11 protein-coding genes are annotated in these 25,821 nt (G+C 68.9%); 10 read left to right on the forward strand and 1 reads right to left on the reverse strand.

The window, feature by feature from the left end; genetic code table 11:
• Positions 1-103 precede the first annotated feature (103 nt).
• Both B8W69_RS20475 and B8W69_RS20480 read left to right on the forward strand, forming a co-directional pair.
• Positions 104-1,441 (forward strand): PPE family protein, SVP subgroup, encoded by a 1,338-nt coding sequence (locus B8W69_RS20475; RefSeq protein ID WP_085291609.1) that lies wholly within the window; start codon positions 104-106, stop codon positions 1,439-1,441.
• A gap of 276 nt (positions 1,442-1,717) precedes the next feature.
• The gene (locus B8W69_RS20480; RefSeq protein ID WP_085291610.1) at positions 1,718-2,779 is read left to right on the forward strand and encodes a 3-deoxy-7-phosphoheptulonate synthase; all 1,062 of its coding nucleotides are present in this window, start codon (positions 1,718-1,720) and stop codon (positions 2,777-2,779) included.
• Between the two features lie 30 nt (positions 2,780-2,809).
• Here B8W69_RS20480 and B8W69_RS20485 read toward each other — a convergent pair whose 3' ends face one another.
• The gene (locus B8W69_RS20485) at positions 2,810-4,474 is read right to left on the reverse strand and encodes a (2,3-dihydroxybenzoyl)adenylate synthase (protein WP_085291611.1); all 1,665 of its coding nucleotides are present in this window, start codon (positions 4,472-4,474) and stop codon (positions 2,810-2,812) included.
• A 106-nt stretch (positions 4,475-4,580) separates the two neighbouring features.
• Here B8W69_RS20485 and B8W69_RS20490 point away from each other — a divergent pair, with 106 nt between their 5' ends.
• From B8W69_RS20490 to B8W69_RS20525, 8 genes are read left to right on the forward strand one after another with little or no spacing between them, the layout of a single operon-like run.
• On the forward strand, positions 4,581-8,096 hold the full coding sequence (locus B8W69_RS20490) for a non-ribosomal peptide synthetase (RefSeq protein WP_085291612.1): 3,516 nt from the start codon (positions 4,581-4,583) through the stop codon (positions 8,094-8,096).
• Positions 8,093-8,848 (forward strand): thioesterase II family protein, encoded by a 756-nt coding sequence (locus tag B8W69_RS20495; RefSeq protein ID WP_085291613.1) that lies wholly within the window; start codon positions 8,093-8,095, stop codon positions 8,846-8,848. The genes B8W69_RS20490 and B8W69_RS20495 overlap by 4 nt, the downstream gene beginning before the upstream one ends.
• Positions 8,845-10,173 carry a beta-ketoacyl [acyl carrier protein] synthase domain-containing protein gene (locus B8W69_RS20500; protein ID WP_085291614.1) on the forward strand — a complete coding sequence of 443 codons (1,329 nt, stop codon included), beginning with the start codon at positions 8,845-8,847 and terminating at the stop codon, positions 10,171-10,173. The genes B8W69_RS20495 and B8W69_RS20500 overlap by 4 nt, the downstream gene beginning before the upstream one ends.
• Complete coding sequence (gene mbtD / locus B8W69_RS20505) at positions 10,173-13,208, forward strand: mycobactin polyketide synthase MbtD (RefSeq protein ID WP_085291664.1); 3,036 nt, start codon at positions 10,173-10,175, stop codon at positions 13,206-13,208. Before B8W69_RS20500 ends, mbtD begins: the two co-directional genes overlap by 1 nt.
• A gap of 1 nt (position 13,209) precedes the next feature.
• The gene (locus tag B8W69_RS20510) at positions 13,210-19,791 is read left to right on the forward strand and encodes a non-ribosomal peptide synthetase (protein WP_085291615.1); all 6,582 of its coding nucleotides are present in this window, start codon (positions 13,210-13,212) and stop codon (positions 19,789-19,791) included.
• Complete coding sequence (locus B8W69_RS20515; RefSeq protein ID WP_085291616.1) at positions 19,788-24,227, forward strand: non-ribosomal peptide synthetase; 4,440 nt, start codon at positions 19,788-19,790, stop codon at positions 24,225-24,227. Before B8W69_RS20510 ends, B8W69_RS20515 begins: the two co-directional genes overlap by 4 nt.
• Positions 24,224-25,510 carry an NADPH-dependent L-lysine N(6)-monooxygenase MbtG gene (gene mbtG / locus B8W69_RS20520; RefSeq protein WP_085291617.1) on the forward strand — a complete coding sequence of 429 codons (1,287 nt, stop codon included), beginning with the start codon at positions 24,224-24,226 and terminating at the stop codon, positions 25,508-25,510. Before B8W69_RS20515 ends, mbtG begins: the two co-directional genes overlap by 4 nt.
• Positions 25,491-25,706, forward strand: coding sequence for an MbtH family protein (locus B8W69_RS20525; protein WP_085291618.1), 216 nt, complete (start codon positions 25,491-25,493; stop codon positions 25,704-25,706). The genes mbtG and B8W69_RS20525 overlap by 20 nt, the downstream gene beginning before the upstream one ends.
• The last annotated feature ends 115 nt before the right edge of the window (positions 25,707-25,821 follow it).

Consider the following 25,821-nt stretch of genomic DNA (forward strand, 5'->3'; position numbering starts at 1 on the left):
CGCCGATGCGGCAAGCAGGATTGAGAATTGAGAGCACGTGGTACCAAGGGGAACGTGAGCGGGGGCCAGACGACCGACGCCCCCACGATCCCAGAGGAACTCAATGCACTTCGCGGTATTGCCGCCGGAGGTCAATTCCGGCCGCATGTACGCAGGCCCCGGCGCGGGGTCGCTGCTGGCCGCAGCGACGGCGTGGGACGACCTGGCCAATGAGCTGCACACCACGGCGGCCAACATCGAATCGGTGATCTCGGGGCTTACCAGTGAGCCGTGGCAGGGGCCTTCCGCGGCGGCGACGGCGGCGGCGGCCACACCGCTTGTGGCCTGGCTGAACGCCGCCGCTGAGCAGGCCACACAAGCCGGCGCTCAGGCCAACGCCGCTGCGACGGCCTATGAGTCGGCGTATGCGGCGACGGTGCACCCGTCGGTGATCGCGGCCAACCGTTCCCAGTTGTCGTCACTGGTCGCCACGAATCTGCTTGGCCAGAACACGCCGGCGATCGCGGCCACCGAGGTCGCCTACGGCGAAATGTGGGCCCAGGACGTCGCCGCGATGTACGGCTATGCGGGCGCCTCACACGCGGCCTCGCAGGTGACACCGTTCACCCCGCCCAAGCAGACGACCAATCAGGGCGGGCTGGCCGCGCAGACGGCGGCGACGACACAGGCCGCCGGTACCTCGGCCGGACACGTGCAGTCGGCGCTGTCGGGCAACACGATGTCCGCGGTGCCGAACGCGCTGCAAAGCCTCACCATGTCGTCGTCGGCGTCCTCGGGGCTGAGCGACTTCTCCAGCTTCATGAACCCCTACAACCTGGTGTCGCTCGGCTCTGCAGTCCTCGGCAATGGCACCGGGTTGATCGGGGTATCGGGGGCCGCGGGATTCATTTCCGACACCGAGCACAAAATTGCGGAGCCAGGCACGAAGTTGAAGGCCGCGCCGGAAAGGCCGCAGGGTCCGGCAGTTTCGCGCTCGGCCGGAAAAGCGGCGACGGTGTCCTCGGGAATGGGGCGCGCGAACTCGTTGGGCGGCCTGTCGGTGCCGCAGGGGTGGTCCGCGGCGGCACCGGAAGTGCGCCTCACCGCGCTACAGTCGCCCACCGCCGGTGCCGTTCCGTCGTCCCGTGCGGGCTCTGGCCTGTTCAGCGGTCAAATGCCCCTGTTCGGTGGTGCGCCGCTGATGGCGATGCCCGGGCGCGGCACATCCGATTCCCGGGGTCGCCAACCGGCCGCCACGAGCGACGCGCCCGGCCGCCAGGTGCCCGCGGGGGCGGCCCTGCAAGAGCGCAGGCAGTCGACGCGCAACGCTTCGACCGACGCCGCCGCCGAGCTACGCGAAATCACCGACGTGCTAGGTAAACTCGCCGAGCTGCGAGCCACCGGCGCGCTGACCGACACCGAATTCGCCGAACAAAAGCAACGCCTGCTAGGCACCGGCTAGCCACGTCCTGAGTGCCCGTCACCCGTCGGAGCGGCGGGCCGTCAGGCGTCCCAGCACCACGTGGTATCTTTGCCGACGTGAATATCGGCGTGCGCGCGTATTGGCGCTTTATCGTGGCTCCGGGTGGAGCCAGCGATGCAGCGTCTGGTTGACGCAACCGCACGACTGATACCCGGAGCCCGGCAGTGACCACAAGGTCGCTGCTTTTCGTTTTTCAGGGCATCGGGAACCAGCGGGCGTGCCCTGGGAGCCAGCAGAGAAAGGCACACACCCTCCATGTCCATCATCAATTGCGAGACGGCGACCATCGATACGTCCGATCATCGGATCGTTTCGTTCCGGGAACTCTCGGCGCCCGCCGTGATCCGCACCGAGCTGCCGTTGACGGCGCCGCGTGCCCAGGCCGTGCAGTGCGATCGCGAGGAGATTTCGGCGATCCTGGCCGGTGGTGACGACCGGCTGTTACTGGTGGTCGGCCCGTGCTCGGTGCACGATCCCGTCGCCGCACTCGATTACGCGCGCCGGCTCGCGCCGCTTGCCGCCGAGTACGCAGATCGGCTGAAGATCGTGATGCGGGTCTACTTCGAGAAACCACGCACCACCATCGGCTGGAAGGGACTCATCAACGATCCCAACATGGATGGCAGCTTCGACGTCGAACGCGGCATCCGGATCGCGCGCGGCCTGCTGCTCGACATCATCGACGTGGGCCTGCCGGTGGGATGTGAATTCCTGGAGCCCACCAGTCCGCAGTACATCGCCGACGCCGTCGCCTGGGGGGCGATCGGCGCCCGGACCACCGAGTCGCAGGTGCACCGGCAGTTGGCGTCCGGCCTGTCGATGCCCGTCGGATTCAAGAACGGCACCGACGGCAACATCCAGGTCGCCATCGACGGCGTCAAAGCCGCTGCGGCACCGCACCATTTCTTCGGCACCGACAACGTCGGTCGCGCGGCCGTCGTGCAGACTATGGGAAATCCCGACTGCCACGTGATCCTTCGGGGCGGCACCGCGGGGCCCAACTACGACGCCGTGTCGGTGGCCACCGCCATCGAACGGCTGAGCAAGGCGGGGCTTTCCCCGCAGGTCATGCTTGACTGCTCGCACGCCAACTCCGCCAAAGACCATGTGCGCCAGGCCGAAGTCACGGCCGAGGTGGCCGCACGCCTGGCCGCCGGCGAGCGCGGTATCGCAGGTCTGATGCTGGAAAGCTTCCTGGTGGCCGGTGCGCAATCGCTCGGCGGCGAGCTGACCTATGGCCAATCGGTGACCGATCAGTGCATGGACTTCCGGACTACGGCGGGCTTGCTCGCCGACCTCTACGCGGCGATGGCCTGATCGCGGACGACGGCAGAAGCGCGCGCGGCCTCAGCGTCGCGCTTCTGCTTGTTGCGCCGAAACCTGGCCGGCGATCGCCTTTTTGTCGATCTTGCCGATCGGGGTGGTCGGCAGTGAGCTCATCGCGACCAGGACGTCGGGGCGGGTGTGTGCGGCCACACCGCGGGAGTCCAGATAGCCGTTCAATTCCGCCAGCGTCAATTCGGGACCGTTGAAAACGACTGCCGCACAGATTTTCTCGCCCAGGTAGGGGTCGGGCACTGCGACCGCGGCGGCCGAGAAGATCGCCGGGTGGCTATGCATCTGCTCCTCGAGATCGGCCGCGGAAATCGTTTCTCCGCCACGGCAAATCACGTCTTTGACCCGACCGGTGACCACCAGATAGCCGTCGCTACGCAGTCGCACCACGTCGCCGCTTCGGAAGAAGCCGTCGGGGTCGAAGCTGCGTTCGTTGTCGCGGTCGGCGCGGAAGTAGCCGTTGAACGTGTACGGCCCGCGGACCAGTAGTTCGCCTTCCTCGCCCGGGGCCACCGGTTCGCCCGCCGCGTCGACGACGCGCAATTCGTCGGCGGCCGACATCGGTCGCCCCTGCGTGTGCTCGGTGAGTTCCGGGGGATCGTCGGGCCGGGTGTAGTTCAGCAGCCCCTCGGCCATCCCGAACACCTGCTGCAGCCCCGGGGTCAGGGTGCCGCGCACCAAACGGGCGTCCTCCGGCTCCAGCTTGGCGCCGCCAACCTGCAAGAGGCGCAATGTCTTCGGTGTCACGGGTTCCCACTCGCAGGCTTGCGCCCACAACTTGGCCAGCGCCGGCACCAGGGCGGTCACCGTGACGCCGTGGCGTGCGATGGCGGCAAAGGCCGCCTCGGGGCTGGGATCGGTGCCGAAAACGGTAGTGGCGCCGACGGTCATCGCGCCGAGCAGACCCGGACAGGCGAGCGGGAAGTTATGGCCGGCCGAGAGCACCGCGAAATAGACGTCGTCGGAGGTGAGTCCGCAGAGTTCGGCGCTCGCCCTCGCGTTGAAAAAGTAATCCTCGTGGGTGCGGGGGATGAGCTTGGGTGTGCCCGTGGTGCCGCCTGAAACCAGCAGCAGCGCAGGCGATCCCGGGTCGGGCGGCGACGGTCGCGTGCCGGCCGTCGCCTGGTCGCACAGTTGTGTCCACGAGGTGAACGGACCCGGGTCGCCGTCGACCATGACGCGCTTGAGCGCGGCGTGTTGCTCGACGAGCCCTTGCGCCATCGTGCGGTAATCGAAACCCGCTGCGGTATCGGCGATCAGCAGAGCGGTAGCCTCGCTCACCGCGGCGAAATGCCCCAGTTCGGCGGCCCGGTGGCCGGGCAGGCACATCACCGGGATGGCCCCCGCCCGCAACAGCCCGAACAGCGCCACCGCGAACTGGCAGCCGTTCGGCAGCTGCAGCAACACCCGGTCGCCCGGCGCGACACCTGCGCCCCGCAGCCCGCTGGCCGCGCGGTTAGCCTGGTCGTCGAGGTCCGCATAACTGAGGCCGGTGTCGCCCATGGCGTCGAGGACGGCAGTCCGGCCGGGCCACCGCTGGGCCGCGTCGGTCAGGATCGCGTCCAGGGGCCGTCCCGTCCAATAGCCGGCCGCCCGGTAGGTGGCGGCCCGATCAGCGGGGAATGGCACGAACCCGTCGAGGACTCCGGCCGGCGGCCGCGGTGTGGTCGGGCTCATGGCTCCTCTAGCGGGGGCTTCGAACGGGGCTAGTAGCGGGGATGCAGGGAGTAAGGATAGGGTAACCAAAAAATTAGGGCAGCCTGTGCTAATTCAGGGAGGGTCTGTGGTGCACGCCTCGGCACGCTCGGAGGACATCCGGGCGGAGGTGGCCGAATTGCTCGGCGTCGGCGTCGATGCAGTCCAGCCGGGTAGCAACCTCATCGGTCAGGGGCTGGACTCCATCCGGATCATGACGTTGGCCGGCCGCTGGCGCCGCCAGGGCATCGACATCGACTTCGCGACGCTCGCCGAAAACCCTACGGTCGAGGCCTGGGCCGGGCTGATCTCCGCCGGCGGCCAGGACGTCGACCGGCAAACCGTTCCCGCCGGGGCGCCCGCCGACGCCGAGCTGTCCGGCGAGGACGAGCCGTTTGCCCTGGCCCCGATGCAGCACGCTATGTGGGTCGGTCGGCAAGACAACCAGCAGCTGGGCGGGGTTGCCGGGCACCTTTACGTGGAGTTCGACGGTGGCCCGATCGATGCCGAACGGCTGCGCAAGGCGGCCACCGCGTTGGCGCGTCGCCACCCGATGCTGCGGGTGCGGTTCCTCCCCGATGGCACGCAGCGCATCACCCCGGCCGACGAGAGCGGCGACTTCCCGGTGAGCGTCGAGGACCTCCGCTCGCTGAGCGCCGACGAGGTCGAGCAGCGGCTCGCCGCGATCCGGGTTGCCAAATCGCACCAGCAGCTGGACGGTGCGGTGTTTGAATTGGCCATGACGCTGCTGCCGGCCGGGCGGTCGCGGCTACACGTCGATCTGGACATGCAGGCCGCCGACGCGATGAGCTATCGCACCCTGATGGCCGATCTCGCGGCCGTCTACGGCGGCCGCGACCTCCCGGAGCTGAGCTACACCTACCGGCAGTACCGCCAAGCCATCGAGGCCGAAGACGCGCAGCCGCAACCCGCGCGCGAGGCGGACCGGGCGTGGTGGGCGCAGCGCCTCCCGGAGCTGCCGGACCCACCGGCGCTGCCGTCGACCGGTGGCCAGGGCTCGAACGACAGCACCCGACGCTGGCACTGGCTGGACGCGCAAACCCGCGATGCGCTGTTTGCCCGCGCCCAGGCGCACGGCATCACCCCGGCCATGGCCTTGGCCGCGGGATTCGCCAACACCCTGGCGCGCTGGTCGACCACCTCGCGCTTTCTGCTCAACGTCCCACTGTTCGGGCGCCAGGCTCTGCACCCCGACGTCGACTCGCTGGTCGGCGACTTCACCTCCTCGCTGCTGCTCGACATCGATCTCGTCGGCGCGGCCACCGCGACCGCGCGGGCGCAGGTGGTGCAGGACGCGATGCGCACGGCGGCCGCCCATTCCGCCTATCCCGGGCTGTCGGTGCTGCGCGACCTCAGCCGTCATCGCGGGACCCAGGTGCTCGCGCCCGTGGTCTTCACCAGCGCGCTGGGCCTCGGCGACCTCTTCGGCCGCGACGTGACCGACCAATTCGGCACACCGGGGTGGATCATCTCCCAGGGGCCGCAGGTGCTGCTCGACGCGCAGGTCACCGAGTTCAACGGCGGTGTCCTGGTGAATTGGGATGTGCGCGAAGGCATGTTCCCGCCCGGGGTCATCGACGCCATGTTCGGCTACCACATCGATGAGCTGCTCCAGTTGGCCTACAGCGACGATTCCTGGGACGCGCCGGGCCCCGCGGCGCTGCCGGAAGCGCAGCGGGCGGTGCGCGACGCCGTCAACGCCCGCACCGCAGAACCCAGCGGAGAAGCCTTGCACGACGGGTTCTTTCGGCAAGCCGGGCGGCAGCCCGATGCCCCCGCGGTGCTCGCGAGTTCGGGCGACCTCAGCTACGCGCAACTGCGCGACCAGGCGCTGGCCGTGGCCGCGGCGTTGCGCACCGCCGGCGTCACGGCCGGCGACACCGTTGCGGTGATGGGCCCGAAGACCGCCGAGCAGATTCCGGCGTTGCTGGGCATCCTGTCCGTCGGCGCGGTGTATCTGCCGATCGGCGCCGACCAGCCGCGCGACCGCGCCGAGCGCATCCTGGACACCGGTCGGGTGAACCTGGCCATGATCAGCGGGGGACAACGGCTGGCGTTGCCGGTGCCCGAACTGGTCATCGCCGAGGTGCTTCGCGACGTTCGTGCAGGCGCCGAGATCGCCTCAGCGAAAGTCGATCCCGCCGAACTGGCCTACGTGTTGTTCACCTCGGGTTCCACCGGCGAGCCCAAGGGTGTCGAGGTCACCCACGACGCGGCCATGAACACGGTGGAATTCATCGGCCGCCACTTCGAGATAGGCCCCGCCGATCGATGCCTGGCCCTGTCGACCCTGGAAGGCGATATCTCGGTGATGGACGTGTTCGTCACCTTGCGCACCGGCGGGGCCATCGTGGTGGTCGACGAGGCGCAGCGGCGTGATCCCGACGCCTGGGCCCGGCTCATCGACGCTCACAAAGTCACGGTGCTCCACTTCATGCCCGGCTGGCTGGAGATGTTGATCGAAGTCGGCCGCGGTCGGCTGTCTTCGGTGCGGGTGATCCCCACCGGAGGCGACTGGGTGCGACCCGAGGTCGTGCGCCGCCTCCAAACCGAGGCGCCCAACCTGCGCTTCGCGGGACTCGGCGGTGCCACCGAAACCCCGGTGCACAACACGATTTTCGAGGTCACCGAGGCGATACCGGAGGACTGGACGGCCCTGCCCTTCGGTGTCCCGCTGCCCAACAACGCCTGCCGCGTCGTCGACGACGCCGGCGCCGACTGCCCCGACTGGGTCGCCGGGGAATATTGGGTGTCCGGGCGCGGCATCGCGCGCGGCTACCGCGGGCGTCCCGATCTCACTGCGGAACGTTTCGTCGAGCACGACGGCCGAATCTGGTACCGCACCGGCGATTTGGTGCGCTACTTGCCGGATGGCACCCTCGAATTCGTCGGCCGTGCCGACCACCGCGTCAAGATCAGCGGGTATCGCGTCGAACTCGGCGAGATCGAGACCGCGCTGCGGCGCGTGCCCGGGGTGCGGACGGCGGTGGCCGCCCTGATCGCCGTGTCCGGGGAATCCGACGTGCTGGCCGCGCAGGTGTGTACCGATGACACCACCTTGACCGCCGAGCGGATCCGGCAGCGTCTCAGTGACCTGGTCCCCGCGCACATGGTCCCGCGCCACATCACGGTGGCGGAGCGGATCGGATTCACCGATGCCGGAAAGCTCGACCGCCGGGCCGCCGCACGCGACTTGGAAACCGCCGTCTCGCAAGCACAGCAGCCCGGTCACCGCTCACCATCGACGCCGGTGGAATCCGCACTGGCAAAGATCGTCGGTGACCTGCTCGGCCGGGACAACGTCGGAGTCGACGACGACTTCTTCGCCCTCGGCGGCGATTCGGTGCTCGCCACCCAGGCGGTGGCGAGGATTCGGGCCTGGCTGGATGCGCCGGAGATCATGGTCGCCGACATCTTCGCCAACCGAACCGTGGCGGCGCTGGCCGCGGTGCTCAGCGCCGGTGAGAACGACCCCGACCGGCTCGACCAGGTCGCCGAGCTGTACCTGGAAGTGATCGGCATGGACGCCGAATCGGTTCTGGCCGCGTCCGATCGAACCGCGAAATCGCAGATAGCACCATGACATTGAATAATCTGATCACCGCCACGTTTCCGTCCTGGATCAAACTGACCCCGGGCCGCAACAACGGGTCATCCACCGGTGCCACCGTGGTCTTTCCGCACGCCGGCGCCGCCGCCGCGAGCTATCGGGTGCTGGCAACGGCGCTGGCCGCCGGCGGCGATACGTACACCGTGCAGTACCCGCAGCGGGCGGACCGCCTCAGCGAGCCCGCTCACGACAGCGTGCACGACCTGGCCGTCAGCCTTTTCCAGGCCGCGCCATGGCCCAGCGTCGCGCCGCTGAAGCTGTTCGGGCACAGCATGGGCGCCGTCGTCGCCTTCGAGTTCGCCCGCGTCGCCGAAACACACGGCACGGCAGTGCAGAAACTGTGGGTGTCGGCCGGTCCGCCGCCGTGCGTCGTCGCCGAGATGCCCGAACTGCCGACCAGTGACGACGGGTTGCTGGCCGATATCGCCGATTTGGGTGGTACCGACCCCGAACTGCTTGCCGACGAAGAGTTCTCCGAGCTACTGACCACCGCGGTGCGCGCCGATTACCAGGCCTTCAACGGATACAGCCCCAGCCCCGATGTCCGCATCTGCGCCGACATTCACGTACTGGGCGGCCAGGCCGACCACCGCATCGCGACCGGGGTGCTGCGGCAGTGGGAACGGCACACCGCCGGATCCTTCGGTATGTCGCTGTATGACGGCGGCCATTTCTACGTCTATGACCATGTTGACGCGATCGCCGCGCAGGTGAATGCCGGGTGATACCAATGTCTGAGGACGGGTTCGACGCCGAGCGCGCCGACCCGGTTGTGATCGTGGGCATGGGCGTGGAAGCGCCCGGCGGCATCGAAACCGCCGACGACTACTGGGATCTGCTGGCACACGGCCGTGAGGCGTTGGGCCCGTTTCCCACCGACCGCGGTTGGGCGGTGCGCGAACTGCTCGCCGGCTCGCGCCGCAGCGGTTTCAAGGAGATTCACGACCGCGGCGGTTTCCTCACCGGGGCAACCACATTCGATCCAGAGTTCTTCGGCATCTCACCCCGCGAGGCCGTAGTGATGGATCCGCAGCAGCGGGTCGCGCTTCGGGTGGCCTGGCGTGCGTGTGAAAACAGCGGCATCAATCCCGACGACCTGGCCGGGCACGATGTGGGCTGTTTTGTCGGCGCCTCGGCCACGGGATACGGGCCCCAGATGGCCAAATTCACCGAACACAGCGGTCATCTGCTGGCCGGCACCGCGCTCAGCGTGATCTCGGGCCGCATCGCCTACACCCTGGGATTGACCGGGCCAGCGCTGACCCTGGATTCGTCGTGCGCGTCGGCTCTGGTGGCCTTTCATGTCGCGGTGCGCTCCCTGCAGAACGACGACTGCGATCTGGCGATCGCTGGTGGCGTCAACGTGCTGGGGTCGCCGGGCTTCTTCGTCGAGTTCTCCAAACAGCATGCGCTCTCCGACGACGGATACTGCCGTCCCTACAGCGCGCAGGCCAGCGGAACCGTGTGGGCCGAGGGAGCGGCGATGTTTGTGCTGCAACGCAAGTCGGCGGCGCTGCGTGCCGGTCGGCCGATCGTGGCCGAGGTGCGGGCCACCGCCATCAATCAGGACGGCCGCAGCGCCGGTCTGAGCGCGCCCAGCAGCGACGCCCAGGTGCGGCTGTTCCAGCGGGCCATCAGCCAGGCCGGGATCAAGCCCGACGAGGTGGGGATGATCGAGGGACACGGCACGGGCACCCGGCTCGGCGACCGGACCGAGTTGCGCTCGCTGGCCCAGACTTACGGCGATACCGAACCCGGCGCCGGAGCACTGCTGGGCTCGGTGAAATCCAATGTGGGCCACTCGCTGGCCGCCGCCGGTGCGCTGGGGCTGGCCAAGGTGCTGGTCTCCGCCGAACACGGCGCCGTGCCAGCCACCCTGCACGCCGGCGACGCCAGCCCCGAAATCGAATGGGAGAAACAGGGTTTGCGGCTGGCGCAGGCGTTGACACCGTGGCCGGCCATTGACGGCCAGCGCACCGCCGCGGCATCCGCGTTCGGGATCGCCGGCACCAACGCCCATCTGATCGTATCCATCCCCGAGGTCGCATGATGCTGAACCATGGGCTGCCGGACGGGCGCGTCCCGGTGCTGCTCAGCGCCCACGACCCCGAGCTGATCCGCCGAGACGCCGCGGCGATCGCCGCCTACCTGGGCCGCATCGACGGCGCGGCGGACCCGACCGTTGCGGTCGCCTCCACCCTGCTGCGGTTGCGCCGGGTGCGGCGTCACCGCGCGGTGCTGCGAGCCGCCGACAGCACCGAACTCGTGGCGGGGCTGTCCGCGATCGCTCGGGGCGACGAGCACGAGCTGGTCTCGCACTCCGCCAGGGCGACGCCGCCGCGCATCGCGTTCGTGTTCCCGGGTCAGGGCAATCAGTGGCAGGCGATGGGAGCCGACGCCTACCGGCGACTGCCGGCCTACCGCGAGGTGGCCGACCGGTGCGCGCAAGCGTTCGCATCCGGTGGATTTCCTTCTCCGCTGCCCTATCTGGTGGGCGACGAGGAGCGCGAATGGTCACGCCCCGAGATCCAGGGCGCGCAGTTCACCCACGCGGTGAGCCTGGCCGAAGTGTGGCGATTCTGCGGGGTGCTGCCCGACATCACCATCGGGCACAGCCTCGGTGAGGTGGCGGCGGCCTATGTGGCGCAAGCGATCTCGCTGCCGGACGCGGTCGCTCTGGTGGTGGCCCGCGCCACCGTCGTCGACCGGCTGACCGGCCGCTACGCGATGGCGGTGCTCGGCACCGGCCTCGACATCGCGGAGGCGCTGCTGGCAGAGACACCGGGCTGGCTGGAAGTTTCGGCGGTCAACGGGCCGTCGTCGACCGTGGTCGCCGGCGATCACGAGGCGGTGGCCGCCGCGGTGGGGCTGGCCCAACAGCGGGGGATCTTCAGCCAGCAACTGTCCGTCGACTATCCCGGCCACACCAGTGCGTTACGACCGTTGCGGGCGAACCTGGCCGAGCTGACACCGAAGTCTGCGTTCCGGGACGGCCCGGTGAGGTTCATCGGCTCCACGCTGGGCACCGAATCGACCGGCAGCGCCGACTTCTCCGACTATTGGTATGAAAACCTCTGTGGAACAGTGCGATTCGATCTCGCCGTGCAGCACGCCCGCGCCTGTGGGGCCGATGCGTTCGTGGAGCTCTCCGCTCACCCGTCATTGCTCTACCCGCTGGGCGACATCGTCGACAACGGGGCCGTCATCGTCGGCTCGGGGCATCGCGACCGATCCATCACCGATTCGCTGTCCGAGAGCATCGCCGCCATCGCGACCGCTGATCCCGGCTGCAGGTGGGCCGACGCGGTCCCGATGGCTGATCGGCCTGTGCTGCGGGGATTTCCGAACGCGCCGATGCGGGCGGTGCACCTGTGGGCGGCGCCCGAACGGCCGACCGAGGCGGCGCCGACGCCTGCGCCTGCGCTCACCGTGGCTGTCGAGGATTGGCAGCCGGCGACGGCGCCGATCACACCGAGCGCGAGCCCTGTTGACATCGGCTTCTTCGGTGCCGGGGCGGTGACGCAGCGCCTGATTAATGTTGTTGCGGCACAAGGTTTCTGCCGAGCGGTGTCACCGAATGATGCGGAAATCCTCTTGGTGGTCGCCCCGGAACTCGATCAGGTCGATGTCACCGCCGCGATCGGGCAGATCGCCGGTCGGCCCGATGCGGGCCTACCCGATTACCCCGCGCTCATCGGCCCGCGATGCCGCGCCGTCTGGTTGCTCACCGCCGGTGCCGAACTGGTCGACCGCAATGACGCCAACGTCTCTCCGGCACAGGCGGCGCTGGCTGCCATGCATCGCAGCGTCGGCTTCGAATTCCCGGACCAGGCGTTCGGGCATCTCGACCTCGCGCACCGCGACGTCGATGCCGCCACGGCACAAGCGGTCGTCGAGGTGCTGCTCGGCGAGGCGGCCGAGGTCGCGTTGCGGGGCACCGAATCGCCCCGACGCCACGTCCGGACGTTCCGCGCGTGCCGCGAGCCGGCGATCCCGCGGCCCCTCGATGCCGCCGCCCTGGACGACGTGGTGATCACCGGTGGCAGCGGAGCCATCGGACTGCAGTACGCCCGGTATTGCCTGAAACGCGGCGCCCGGAACGTCACCCTGTTGAGCCGCAACGGCGTTGACCCGACCGCGCTGCGCGAGCTCGTCGATCGGTACGACGCGCAAGTGCGTGCTCCGCGATGCGATATCACCGATCGCGCCGCACTGGCGGCGGTGGCCGCCGACTCTGGATCGCACGCGTCCTTGCTGATCCACACCGCGGGCATCGCGTGGGCGCGTTCGCGTGCCGCGCTCGCCGGCTCCGATGTCGCGGCGGTCTGCGCGGCCAAGGTCCGCGGACTGGCGATGCTGGCCGACGTGTGGCCGCTGCGGCCGGACTGCCGGATCCTGGCCTGCTCCTCGGTATTCGGCGTGTGGGGCGGCTACACCCACGCCGCGTACGCGGCGTCCAACCGGATGCTCGACGTGTTGGCAGCCCAGTTGCGCGCCAAGGGCCGCGACTGCACGGCGCTCCGATGGGGCCTGTGGCAAGGCGCCGGGGTAGTGGTCGGCAACGAGATCACCCGCACCGAGCGCTCCGGTCTGGTGGCGATGGCGCCCGAACGGGCCATCGAAGCCAGCCTGTATCGCTACGAGGGCGATCCACTGATTTTCGACGCGGACTTCGATCGGCTGCAGGTGTTCTTCGAAAGCCAGGGAATGCCAATGCCATTCACTGTCTTACGCGTCGGCGAGGATGACGACCGCGCGGCCATCACGGAGAAGCCCCTTGCCGACATCGTGCGGGCCGAATTGGCCGCGACACTGCACCTGGGTGATTCGCTGTCGATCGACCCGGGCACGCCGCTGATCGACCTGGGCGTGGACTCGTTGCTCGCACTCGATTTACGTAAGCGGCTGCGCCGCACGGTAGGCAACTCGGTTCCGGTGTCCCGCATGCTCGGCGGCATCACGGTGACCGAGCTGATCGACGCGCTGCGTGCCGACTCAACCGGGGGCCACCCGGCGCCCCCGTCATTCGAGCGCGCGGGTGCGCAGCACTCAGCGCTCGCGATGCTAGAAAGGTTGGACTCCTAGCGTGACAGACACCACCGGCGTCGGCACCCGCCTCGACGATGAGCGGCTGGAATTGTTGCGCCGCAAGCTCGCTGAACGAGGACTGACCAAGACGCCGGCCGCGATGCCCGCCGCGACCGACGGCGAACCACGCATGTCGGTCGGCCAGCACCGGATGTGGTTCGTGCAGTCCGTCGACCCCGACGGCGCGTTGCTCAACATCTGCGTCTCGTACCGCCTGTCCGGCACCGTCGACACCGCGCAGCTGCACCGTGCGGTCGATGCCGTCGCCGCGCGACACCCGGTGCTGCATACGACGTATGCCACCGACGGTGAGGGCGACCCGTACCCGGTGATCCGCGAGGAACTGCGGCCCGTATGGGCCGAACACGACCTGACCGGGTTGACCGATCAGGCGCGCAGGCTACGGCTGGATGTGCTGGCGCAGAGGGACTTTCGCCGGCCATTCGACCTGAGCAAGGATTCACCGCTGCGAGTCACGGCGGCGCGCCTGGCCGACGACGAACTGATGCTGCTGATCACCGCGCATCACATCGCCTGGGACGACGGCTCATGGGCACCCTTCTTCGCCGATCTGACCCGTGCATACACCGACCCGGCCGAGTTCGCCGATGGCCGCGTGCTCAGGGGCCTTGCCGCGGATGCGACCGCCGTTCGCCAGGCGGACCTGGACTACTGGCGGCCGCGGATGGCCGACCTCCCGGAACCCCTCGAGCTGCCCGGGGCCAACGGTTCGGTGGTGCCCAGCACCTGGCGCGCACAGCGCGCCTTCGCGCAGTTGTCGGCGGACACCGTCGAGCGGGCGGCCGCGCTGGCCCGCGAGACTGGCGCCACCCCGTACATGGTGTTGATGGCCGCGTTCGCCGCGCTCGTGCACCGGTACACGCAGTCGACCGACTTCTTGGTGGCGGCCCCGGTGCTCAACCGCGGGGTGGGCACCGAGGATGTCATCGGGTATTACGGCAACACCGTGGTGATCCGGCTGCGGCCGCGGTCGCACCAGACGTTCCGCGAGCTGCTGGCCCAAACCCGTGAGGACGCGGTGGGCGCCTTCGCCCATTCGCGAGCCGACCTGGACTGGCTGGTGCGCGAGTCGAATCCCGATCGCCGGCATGGCGCGGACCGGATGACCCGGGTGAGCTTCGGGCAACGGGAGCCCGACGGCGCCGGCTTCTGCCCGCCGGGCGTGCGCTGCGAGCGCGGCGAATTGCGCGGCCATTTCAACCAATTGCCGTTGAGCCTGATGGTCGAGCTGGACCGGGCACCGGAAGGTTCAGGCGGTGGCGTGGTCGAGGCCGAGTACCTGGTCGAGGTGATGGATCAGCAGTTGGTCGAGCAATTGCTGCGTCACTACGCCGCCTTGCTGGACGGCCTGCTGTCCGACCCCGACGTGAAGCTGTCGGCGTGCGCGTTGATGAGCGACGAAGACGCCGAGTGGCTGCGCGCGATGTCGACCGGCGAGGAATTCGTCACCCCGGCCAGCACGTTGCCCGAGCTGGTCAGCCGGAGGGCGGGGCTCACCCCCGATGCCGTCGCCGTGGTCTACGAGGGGCGCGCCTACTCCTACCGGGAAATCGACGAAGAGTCGAACCGCTTGGCGCACTGGCTCATCGAGCAGGGAATCGGCACCGAGGACCGCGTCGCGGTGCTGCTGGACAAGTCCCCCGAACTGGTCATCACGGCGCTCGGCATCCTCAAAGCAGGCGGGGTCTATCTGCCGGTGGATCCCACCTACCCCGAGGACCGGCTGAGCTTCATCCTCGAGGACGCGGACGCGAAACTCGTGCTGCGCGAACCGGTTACCGACGTCACGCGCTATCCGGCCAGCGCACCCCCCAAGCTGATCCGACCGTTGAGCCCGCAAAACACCGCCTACCTGATCTACACCTCGGGTTCCACCGGGCTGCCCAAGGGCGTTCCGGTGCCGCACGCACCCATCGCCGAGTACTTCGTCTGGTTCGGCGACGAGTACCGGATCGACGACACCGACAGGCTGCTGCAGGTCGCCTCGCCCAGCTTCGACGTGTCGATGGGCGAGATCTTCGGCACGCTGATCATGGGCGCCCGCTTGGTGATTCCGCGGCCCGACGGGTTGCGCGACATCGGCTACCTCACCGACCTGCTGGGCCGCGAGGGCATCACGTCGATGCACTTCGTGCCGTCGCTGCTGGGGCTCTTCCTGTCGTTGCCCGGCGTCAGCCAGTGGCGGACCCTGCGGCGCGTGCCCATCGGCGGGGAGGCCCTGCCCGGCGAAATCGCCGACAAGTTCCACGCCACTTTCGACGCGTCGCTGCACAACTTCTACGGACCGACCGAGACGGTGGTGAACTGCACCAGCTACCCGGTCGAAGGCACGCAGGGCACCCGGGTGGTGCCGATCGGCCGGCCCAAGATCAACACGCAGGTGTATCTGCTCGACAACGCGCTGCAGCCGGTCCCCGTCGGTGTGATTGGTGAGATCTACATCGCCGGAACACATGTCGCGCACGGATATCACCGCAGGCCGCAGTTGACCGCCGAGCGCTTCGTTGCCGACCCGTTCACACCCGGTGGCCGGATGTACCGTTCCGGTGACCTGGCCCGCCGCAACGCCAACGGTGACATCGAGTTCGTCGGCCGCGCCGACGAGCAGGTGAAGATCCGCGGTTTCCGCATCGAGCTGGGCGAAATCGCAGCCGCCATCTCGGTCGACCCCAGCGTCGGGCAAGCGGTCGTGCTGGCCATGGACCTGCCCCAGTTGGGCAAGAGCCTGGTCGGATACATGACGCCGGCCCAGGGTGCCGGCACGGAAACGGTTGACGTCGAGCGCATCCGGGCCCGGGTGGCCGCCGCGCTGCCGGACTACATGACTCCGGCCGCCTACGTGGTGCTCGACGCGATCCCGATAACCGCGCACCAGAAGATCGACCGCGCCGCGCTGCCGCAACCGCAGATCGCGGCCGCCACCGAATACCGCGATCCCATCACCCCCACCGAACAGCGCGTCGCGCAACTGTTTTCCGGGTTGCTCGGCCACGAACGCGTGGGCGTCGACGACTCGTTCTTCGATCTGGGCGGCCACTCGCTGGTTGCCACCAAGCTGGTCACCGCGATCCGCGCGGAGTGCGGCGTGGAAATCGGCATCCGCGACGTGTTCGAACTCGCGACGGTCGGGGCGTTGGCCGAGCGGATCGACCAACTGGGTTCGGGCGGACCGACGCAGTCACGGCCCAGGCTGATCACCACCGCGCATGACGAACCCATGCCGCTGTCGGCGTCGCAGCTGCGCAGCTGGTTCGCCTACCGCGTGGACGGGCCCAGCCGGGTCAACAATATTCCCTTTGCGGCGAAGCTGACCGGGCCGTGGGACATCGATGCGCTGATCGCCGCCGTCGGCGATGTCGTTGCCCGGCACGAAATCCTGCGCACCAGCTACGTCGAGCTGGACGGCGTGCCCTATCAGGTCGTTGAACCGGCCGGCATCGAGGTTCCGGTGCGCCGCGAAGAGGGACCCGACGAGGCCTGGCTGCAACAACAGCTCGACGTCGAGCGCTGCCACTGCTTCGAACTGGACGCTGAACTGCCGATCCGGGTCGCGGTGCTGCGCGCCGAGAACGCCGCGGAGCAGGTGCTGTCGCTGGTCGTGCACCACATCGCCTCCGACCATTGGTCGGCGGGAGTGCTGTTCGCCGACATGATGACGGCCTACCGGGCTCGGCGCGGCGGAGAGGCGCCGTCCTGGGCTCCGCTGCGTGTGCAGTACGCCGACTACGCGGCCTGGCAGCGCAAGTTCCTGGGTGACGCGAGCGGCCAGGAGTCCGCCATCGCCGGCGGCCAGCGGGAGTACTGGACCCGGCAGCTGGCCGGGATGCCGGAGGACACCGGGCTGCGCCCGGACTTTCCGCGCCAGCCGGTGCCCAGCGGCGAAGGGGAGTCCGTGGACTTCCAGATCGGCTGGGCCACCCGCGCCAAGCTCGGTGAGCTGTGCCGCGAGCTCGGCATCACCGAATTCATGCTGTTGCAAACGGCCGTCGCCGTGGTCTTGCACAAAGCCGGTGGGGGAACCGATATTCCGCTGGGCACCCCGGTCGCCGGCCGCACCGAAGCCGAGTTGGATCAGCTGATCGGATTCTTCGTCAACATCCTGGTGCTGCGCAACGACATGGATGGCAACCCGACGTTGCGTGAACTGCTCAAGCGGGCCCGGGAGACCGCGCTGGCCGCGTACGCCCACCAGGACCTGCCGTTCGACCGTGTCGTCGACAGCGTGAGCCCGGTGCGCTCGCTGTCACGCAACCCGCTGTTCCAGGTCGTCGTGCACGTCCGGGATCACCTGTCCGCCAGCCGGGTCATCGAGGCCGCGGCCCCGGGCAGCGGCGAGCAGGACACCGTGTGCACCTCGCTGGACCCCATCTTCGACATGGCGCACGCCGATCTGAGCGTCAACTTCTTCGGCACCGACGGCTCCGGCGACATCGGCTACAACTGCAATGTCATCTACCGCACCGAGCTTTACGCCAGGACGACCATCGAGCGGCTGGCCGAATGGCTGGCCCGGGCACTCACCGAGTTCGCCGATGACATCGATCAGACTCTGCGTGACGTCCGGCTGATCGATGCCGCGGAACAGGACCGCATTCTGCAGGACTGGAGCTGCGGCGAGCAGCCGCCGCATGACCGGCCGCGCACCATTCCGGAACTGCTGGAACCCAGCCGGGTGTTGGGCACCGACCGCGTCGCGGTGCGCTGCGGCGAGCAGAGCATCGATTATCTTGCGCTGCACCGCCGTTCGGACAACCTGGCCGCGCTGCTCGTCAAGAGCGGGGTGGGCCCCGGGTCGCTGGTCGGGTTGTCGACCCGGCGGAGCATCGAGCTGGTGGTGGCGCTGGTGGCCATCATGAAAGCCGGCGCCGGTTACTTTCCCATCGATCCCGGATATCCGCCGGCGCGAAAGCAATTCATGCTCGACGACGTGCAACCGCCGGTCGTGGTCGCGACGGTCGAAGCCGTGGACACCATGCCGCAGGTGCCCGGGGTCGAGCTGATCTCGCTGGATGATCCACAGGTACGCGCCCTGGTCGACAGTGAGGACGTGGATCCGCTGTCGAGGGAGGTGCGACTGCCGCACCCCGATGACCCGATGTACCTGGTGTTCACCTCCGGGTCCACCGGCAAGCCGAAAGGTGCGGTGGGAACGCATCGCTCGATGGCCGCGCGGCTCGACTGGCAGCTGCGGAACTACCCGCCGCGAACCGATGATGTTCGACTGGCGCAGGCCTCGATCACCTTCCTCGAAGGCGGCATGGAGATGCTGGCCGGCCTGGCGGCCGGCGCGACCATGATCCTGGCCGACGACGCCCAGCACCGCGACCCGGAGGCCCTCGGGGACCTGATGAGCCGGCATTCGGTCGCCCAGGTAACCGCGGTACCCAGCCTGGTGTCGGCGCTGGTGGACAGCCGGCCCGACGCCGTGCGCTCGCTGTCGCGGCTGGTGTGCGGTGGGGAACCGGTGAGCACGGCGCTGCTGCAGCGGCTGGTATCGGTGTGCGCCGACCAGGACGGCGCCGGCACCGAGCTGCTGAACAACATCGGTTCCACCGAGACCTCCGGCGCCGTGTCCCGCGGACGGCTGGGCCTGCCGAATCCGCTTGTCGGAAAGCCGGTCCCGGGGGCGCAGGCTTACCTGCTCGACGACGGGCTGCGCCCCGTGCCGGTCGGCGTCGTGGGCGAGCTGTACTACGCCGGTGACCAGCTCGCGCGAGGATATTGGAAACGCCCGGGCCTGACCGCGACGCGGTTCATCGCCAATCCCTTTGGCGCCGAGCCTGGTTCGCGGTTGTATCGCAGCGGCGACCTGGCCCGGTGGACCGAGGACGGCCGACTGGAATTCGCCGGACGTTCCGACCACCAGGTGCAGGTCCGCGGTTTCCGCGTCGAGTTGGCCGAGGTCGAGTCGGCCCTGGCGGGCGTCGATGGCGTCGCCGCAGCGGCGGCCCGCACCTGGGAGGTGCACGGCGGCACCTCGCTGGCCGGATACGTTGTGCCGCAAAGTCCGATCACCGACGACGCCGCGAAGGCGACATTCGCGGGCGAGGTGCGCGCCGCTATCGCCACGACCCTGCCGGGTTACATGCTGCCGTCGTCGCTGACCGTCCTCGACGTCCTGCCCAAAACGGAATCGGGCAAGCTGAACCGGCCGGGGCTGCCGCGGCCCGCGGTCAGCACCGGCGGGCAGACCGAACCGGCGCGCACCGATTCCGAACGGGCGCTGGCCAAGGTGTTCGCGGAACTGCTGTCCACCCCCGACGTCGGGCGCTTCGACGACTTCTTCGCTCTCGGCGGCGACAGCATCCTGTCGGTGCAGCTCGCCTCGCGGGCCAGGGCGGCTGGGCTGGCCGTGAGCCCGCGGATGGTCTTCGAGAACCCGACGGTGCAGCAGCTGGCCGCCGCACTCGATGCCCTGGGCGACGAAGGGGCCGTCATCGAACGGGACGAGCAGTCGACCGACACCCGTTTCGAGCCGATGAGCACTTCCGGACTGTCGCCCTCGGATCTGGCTGCCGTGACGCAACTCTTCTCGTCGTCGCGCGAAGGCACGACATGACGGCTGCCCAAACCGATGTCGCGCCCGACATCGAGGACGTGATGGCGCTGAGCCCGCTGCAGGAGGGCTTGTATTCGCTGACCACGCTCGCCGAATTCGCCGACGGCGAATCGGCGGACGACCCGTACGTCATCGGGATTGCGGCGGACATCTCCGGCGAACTCGATGTCACACTGTTACGTGAGTGCGCGGAGCAGATGTTGGTGCGGCACCCGAATCTGCGGGCCAGCTTCTTCAGTCGGGGAATCCCGCGACCGGTGCAGATCGTCCCGTCCCGCGTCGAGCTGCCCTGGCGACTGGTCGCCGCCGCACCCGAGGACGTGCCGGCGCTGGAAACCGGCGAACGCCGGCGACCGTTCGATCTGGAACGCGGGCCGGCCATCCGCTTCCTGCTGATCGAATTGCCCGGCGCGCGCTGGCGTTTGGTGCTCACCGCCCACCACATCGTGATCGACGGATGGTCATTGCCGGTGTTCGTCAACGAGATGATGATCCTCTATCAGGCCGGCGGCAACCCGGCGGCGCTGCCCGTGGCCGCTCGGCCCTACCGCGACTACATCGGTTGGCTGGCGAGCCGCGACCCGGAAACCAGCCAACGGGTTTGGCGCGAGCACCTGGCCGGACTGCCGGGCCCCACCCTGCTCGCCGCCGCGCTGGGGTCCATCGAGACGACCGACGGGCGGCAGCCGGCGCTGCCCCGCACCACCCGGCTGCGACTGCCGGCCGACACCACCAGGCGGTTGGTCGACGACACCCGATCGCGCGGCATCACCGTCAACACCCTGATGCAAATGGCGTGGGCCCTGGTGTTGTCGCGGCTTACCGACACCCGCGATGTGGTTTTCGGGGTCACGGTCTCCGGTAGGCCGCCCGAACTGACCGGCGTCGAGACCATGGTCGGTCTGTTCATCAACACCGTGCCGCTGCGGGTGCGGCTCGACCCGGCGGCGACGGTCGGCGAGCAGTGCCGCGCCGTGCAGCGCGATGCAGCGCTGCTGCGCGAGCACAGCCATCTCGGGCATGCCCAGCTTCGCGCCCTCGGCGGGGTCGGGGAGATGTTCGACACCCTGCTGGTCTACGAGAACTTCCCGATGGACGGGCTGACCGCGGGCGGCGAATTGATCGCCGGCGGTGCGACTTTCCGGCCGTCCGCCCTGCAAACCCTGTCGCATTTCCCGGTCGCGGTCGCCGCCCACATGGAAGGCAGCGAGCTGGTGGTGCTGATCGAAGCGATCGACGGCGCGCTGGGCGCCATTCCCGCCGCCACCTTCGGCCAGCGGGTGCTCACCGCCGCCGAGAGGCTGCTGCAGGGCTGGGAGCGTCCGCTGCGCGACATCAGCATCCTGCTGGGCGACGAAGCCGACCCGCTGCGGGCCACCGGCGCGCCAACACCGTTGTCGCCGTTGAGCATTCACGCCCGGTTCGCCGACGTCGTGGCCAGCGCACCGGACAGCCCGGCGGTCAGCTGGGCGGGTGGTGCGCTGAGCTACCGCGAGCTGGATCTACATGCCACCCGGCTGGCGGCACGACTCGCCCACAAGGGGGTCAAGCCCGAAACTCCGGTGGGCCTCAGGCTTTCCCGCGGCCCGCAGTACATCATCGCGATATTCGCCGTGCTCAAGGCCGGCGGCATGTGCGTGCCGATGGAGCCCGGAATGCCCCCCGAACGGGTGGCCTCGATCCTGCGCCAATCGGGCGCGTCGATCGTGTTGGACGACGAGCTGACCGAGGAGCTGCTCGACGCCTGCGAACCGCACGATGACGACTTCCACGCCGTCGACGTTCCCCCCGCGCAGGCCGCGTATGTCGTGTTCACCTCCGGCACGACGGGAGAACCCAAGGGCGTCATCGGAACCCACGGCGCGGTGGGCGCCTACGCCGACGATCATCTGGACCGCGTATTGCGGCCCGCGGCAGGCAAACTCGGGCGGCCGCTGCGCATCGCCCACGCGTGGTCGTTCGCGTTCGACGCCGCATGGCAGCCGTTGGTCGGCCTGCTCGGCGGGCACGGTGTGCATGTCGTCGACGAGCAGACCCAGACCGATGCCGAGGCGCTCGTCGCACTCATCGCCGCGCACGGCATCGATATGATCGACACCACGCCGTCAATGTTCGCCCAACTGCAGGCTTTCGGGTTGCTCACCGAGGCGCCGCTGACCGTGCTTGCGCTGGGCGGCGAGGCGGTCGGCAGCGCGGCCTGGGCCCGGATCCGCAACACCTGCAGCACCTCGTCGATGGCGGCATACAACTGCTACGGACCCACCGAGACCACGGTGGAGGCGGTCGTCGCCACCATCGCCGAGCACGACGAACTTTCCATCGGGCTGCCGACCCGGCATACCCGCGGCTACGTGCTGGATTCCGCGCTGCGCCCGGTGCCGTGCGGGGCGACGGGCGAACTGTATCTGGGCGGTGCCCAGCTGGCCCGTGGCTACCTGGGCCGCGCTCCGGAGACCGCGGCTCGCTTCGTCGCCGACCCGTTTGCGGCGGCCGAACGGATGTATCGCACCGGCGATCTGGTGCGCCGGTTGCCCGACGGCTCAGTGCAATACGTGGGACGCGCCGACGCCCAGGTCAAGATCCGCGGCCACCGCGTCGAACCCGGCGAGATCGCGGCCGCCCTCGAATCGCACCCGGCCGTGCGGCACGCGGGGGTGCTGGTGCAGCAGCGCCGGGGTGTCGCGCGGCTCACGGCGTACGTCGCCACCGACCCGGCGGCCGGGCGGCCCATGACGTCGGAGCTGCGGGGCCTGCTCAGCACCCGGCTGCCGCGCTACATGGTTCCGCAGCGCATTGTCCTGGTCGACGAAATCCCTTTGACCCCCAACGGAAAGCTGGACGAGACCGCACTGGCCGCCTTCGACCGCGCCGAGTCGGAGGTCGGGACGGCGACGCCCGAGACCGCCACGGAATCCGCGCTGGCCGAGCTGCTGGCCGAGCTGCTCGGGCAGCAGCGCATCGACGTCACCGCGGATTTCCTGCAGCTGGGCCTGGACAGCATCATGGCGTTGTCGGTGGTACAAGCGGCCCGCGCACGCGGAATTGCGCTGCGCGCCAGGCTCATCCTCGAGTGCAGTAACGTCCGCGAACTGGCGGAGGCGATCGACTCGGAAACCGCGACCGCCGCCCAGCACGCGGACACCGAATCCGGACCAATGCCGTTGCTGCCCAACGGCCGATGGCTCTACGAATTCGGTGACCCGCGCCGGCTCGCGCAGACCGAAGCCATCCGGCTGCCCGAGGCGCTGCGCCGCGAGCAGTTGGACGCGGCCTTGGCAAGCATCATCGAGGGCCACGAAGTGCTGCGCACCCGGGTGGACCGCTCCACCATGACCCTGGTGCCGGCGCCCGCGGCCGACGCCGTCGAAGCGGTCAAAGAGGTTGAGGTGCTTGGCGATCTGGCCGCGGTGGTACCCGCCCACGTCGCCGAGGCCATCGACCGCCTGGATCCCGAACGCGGAATGCTGCTGTCCGCCGTGTGGTTGCGACCGCCGGCGGGGGAGAGCGTCCTGCTGCTGGCCGCGCACGTCGTCGCGCTGGATCCGGCGTCGTGGCGCGTGATCCTGGGTGAACTCGGTGCCGCCCTGGCGGCCTCGGCCACCGGCCACTCGCCGGCGCCCGTCCGCGAACACACCAGCTATCGGCGCTGGGCGGACGCGCTGACCGCGCGGGCGCATCGGTTGGACACGGTGCAGTTCTGGGCGTCCCAACTGGACGGCGGCGATCCCGACCTCGGTGCCCGCCGCGTGGATCCGAGCCGCGATCGGGCGCGCGACCTGATCGTCCGCAACGCCGCCACCGACGCCGACGTCACCCGCCGGCTGCTGGAGTCGGGCCTGCCGTTGCCCGCGCTGCTGGTCGCCGCGACCGCGGCGACGGTGACGCGCTGGCGCGAGATGCGCGGCCAGGCCACCCCACCGCCGCTGCTCGCGCTCGAAACACACGGCCGCGCCGACGGTTTGGTGGACCTGCCGGGCGCACACACCATCGACACCGGCGACACGGTCGGGTTGCTCAGCTCCATCTACCCGGTGCGGCTCGGTTCGACGGATCCGCGCGAGGTGGGGGAGACGTTGGCGGCGATCCCCGGCGACGGACTCGACTACGGGTTGCTGCGCTACCTGCGCGACGACACCGCCGAGCGGCTCGCCGGGTATTCACCACCGCAGCTGCTGCTGAATTATCTCGGCGCCGCACACACCGACGGCGGCACCGGATTGCGGCTCGAGCGCGAGCTGCTCGCCGGGTCGTCGCCGGTGCCGGAACCGGAAACCGCGGTGCGCCACGAACTCACCATCGCCGCGATGGTGCTGAGCTATGACGGGGAACGGGTTCTGGCCGCGCAGTGGCGCGCCCTGCCCGACATTCTCGATGAGACGGATATTGCCGCGCTGCAAGAGCTTTGGGTTGATTCGCTGCGGGAGATGGTGAAATGAGCACACTTGCGATCTTGGGTGCCGGCGCCAAGGCGGTGGCTGTGGCGGCCAAGGCCTTCGCCCTGCGCGAAATGGGCGTCGAGGTTCCCGACGTGGTCGCGGTGGAGCGGATCGGCGTCGCGGCGAACTGGCAGGCCAGCGGCGGCTGGACCGATGGCGCGCATCGGTTGGGCACCAGCCCCGAAAAAGACGTCGGGTTTCCCTACCGCTCGGCGCTGGTGCCGCGCCGCAACGCCGAACTCGACGAGCGGATGACCCGCTACAGCTGGCAGTCCTATCTCATCGCGATGGCCTCGTTCGCGGAGTGGATCGACCGCGGCAGGCCGGCGCCGACGCATCGCCGGTGGAGTCAGTACCTGAGCTGGGTCGCGCACCACGTGGGCATGAACGTGGTGCACGGTGACGTCGAACGATTGGCGATCACCGGAGATCGCTGGGCGCTGTACACCCACGAAACCACCGTGCACGCCGACGCGTTGATGATCACCGGTCCCGGACAGGCCGAAAAGTCGTTGCTTCCAGGCAATCCGCGCGTGCTGTCGATCGCCCAGTTCTGGGACCGCGCCGCCAATCACGACCGGATCGATGCGGAGCGGGTGGCGGTGATCGGCGGTGGCGAGACGGCCGCGGCGATGCTCTATGAGCTGTTCCGGCACCGGGTTTCCAGCATCACCGTGATTTCGCCACAAGCCACATTGTTCACCCGCGGCGAGGGGTTCTTCGAGAACGCGCTGTTCTCCGATCCCACCAACTGGCCGGCCCTCACGCTTGCCGAACGCCGTGATGCGTTGGCGCGCACCGACCGTGGGGTGTTTTCCTCGCACGTGCAGGAAGCGTTGCTGGCCGACGATCGCATCCACCACCTGCGTGGCCGCGTCGCCCACGCGGTGGGCAAGGAGGGGCAGATCCGGTTGACACTGTCCACCAATCGCGGCAGCGAGAATCTGGAGACGGTACACGGGTTTGATCTCGTCATCGACGGTTCCGGCGCTGACTCGCTTTGGTTCGCAACGCTATTCAGCCAGGAAGCCCTTGATCTGCTAGAACTCGGTCTGGGTGGGCCCCTGACTTCGGAACGGCTGCAGGAGGCGATAGGTTATGACCTGGCCGTCACAGACGTGACACCCAAGTTGTTCCTGCCGAACCTGTCAGGACTTACCCAGGGGCCGGGGTTTCCCAACCTGAGCTGCCTTGGGCTGCTATCCGATCGGGTGTTGGGATCCACCGTCAGGCCGTCCAAGTATCCCGTGAGAAGGAGACACGATGAGCGCGAACCCCTTTGATGACGACAGCGCGACCTTTGTGGTGCTGATCAACGACGAAGACCAGCACAGCCTGTGGCCGACCTTCGCTGACACGCCGGCCGGGTGGCGGGTGGCGTTCGGTGAGGCCAGTCGCACCGACTGCCTGCAGTACGTCGAACAGAACTGGTCGGACATCCGGCCCAAGAGCCTGATCAAGGCGCTCGCCGGGGAGTAGCAGGGGGTCCGCGGGGGCGAGATTTCCGCCGCTACATACTTGCGGCACAGAACAATTAGCGTGTTTTCACACGTCGCGTCCGTAGCGTCGTCGTAACGTGACCGACCTGAGACAC

The organism is Mycolicibacterium vulneris (assembly GCF_002104765.1).
Lineage (GTDB): Bacteria > Actinomycetota > Actinomycetes > Mycobacteriales > Mycobacteriaceae > Mycobacterium > Mycobacterium vulneris.

Coding starts and splice junctions, on each gene's coding strand:
- B8W69_RS20475 (WP_085291609.1), top strand. CDS start 104: ATGCACTTCGCGGTATTGCCGCCGGAGGTCAATTCCGGCCGCATGTAC.
- B8W69_RS20480 (WP_085291610.1), top strand. CDS start 1,718: ATGTCCATCATCAATTGCGAGACGGCGACCATCGATACGTCCGATCAT.
- B8W69_RS20485 (WP_085291611.1), bottom strand. CDS start 4,474: ATGAGCCCGACCACACCGCGGCCGCCGGCCGGAGTCCTCGACGGGTTC.
- B8W69_RS20495 (WP_085291613.1), top strand. CDS start 8,093: ATGACATTGAATAATCTGATCACCGCCACGTTTCCGTCCTGGATCAAA.
- mbtD (WP_085291664.1), top strand. CDS start 10,173: ATGCTGAACCATGGGCTGCCGGACGGGCGCGTCCCGGTGCTGCTCAGC.
- B8W69_RS20515 (WP_085291616.1), top strand. CDS start 19,788: ATGACGGCTGCCCAAACCGATGTCGCGCCCGACATCGAGGACGTGATG.
- mbtG (WP_085291617.1), top strand. CDS start 24,224: ATGAGCACACTTGCGATCTTGGGTGCCGGCGCCAAGGCGGTGGCTGTG.
- B8W69_RS20525 (WP_085291618.1), top strand. CDS start 25,491: ATGAGCGCGAACCCCTTTGATGACGACAGCGCGACCTTTGTGGTGCTG.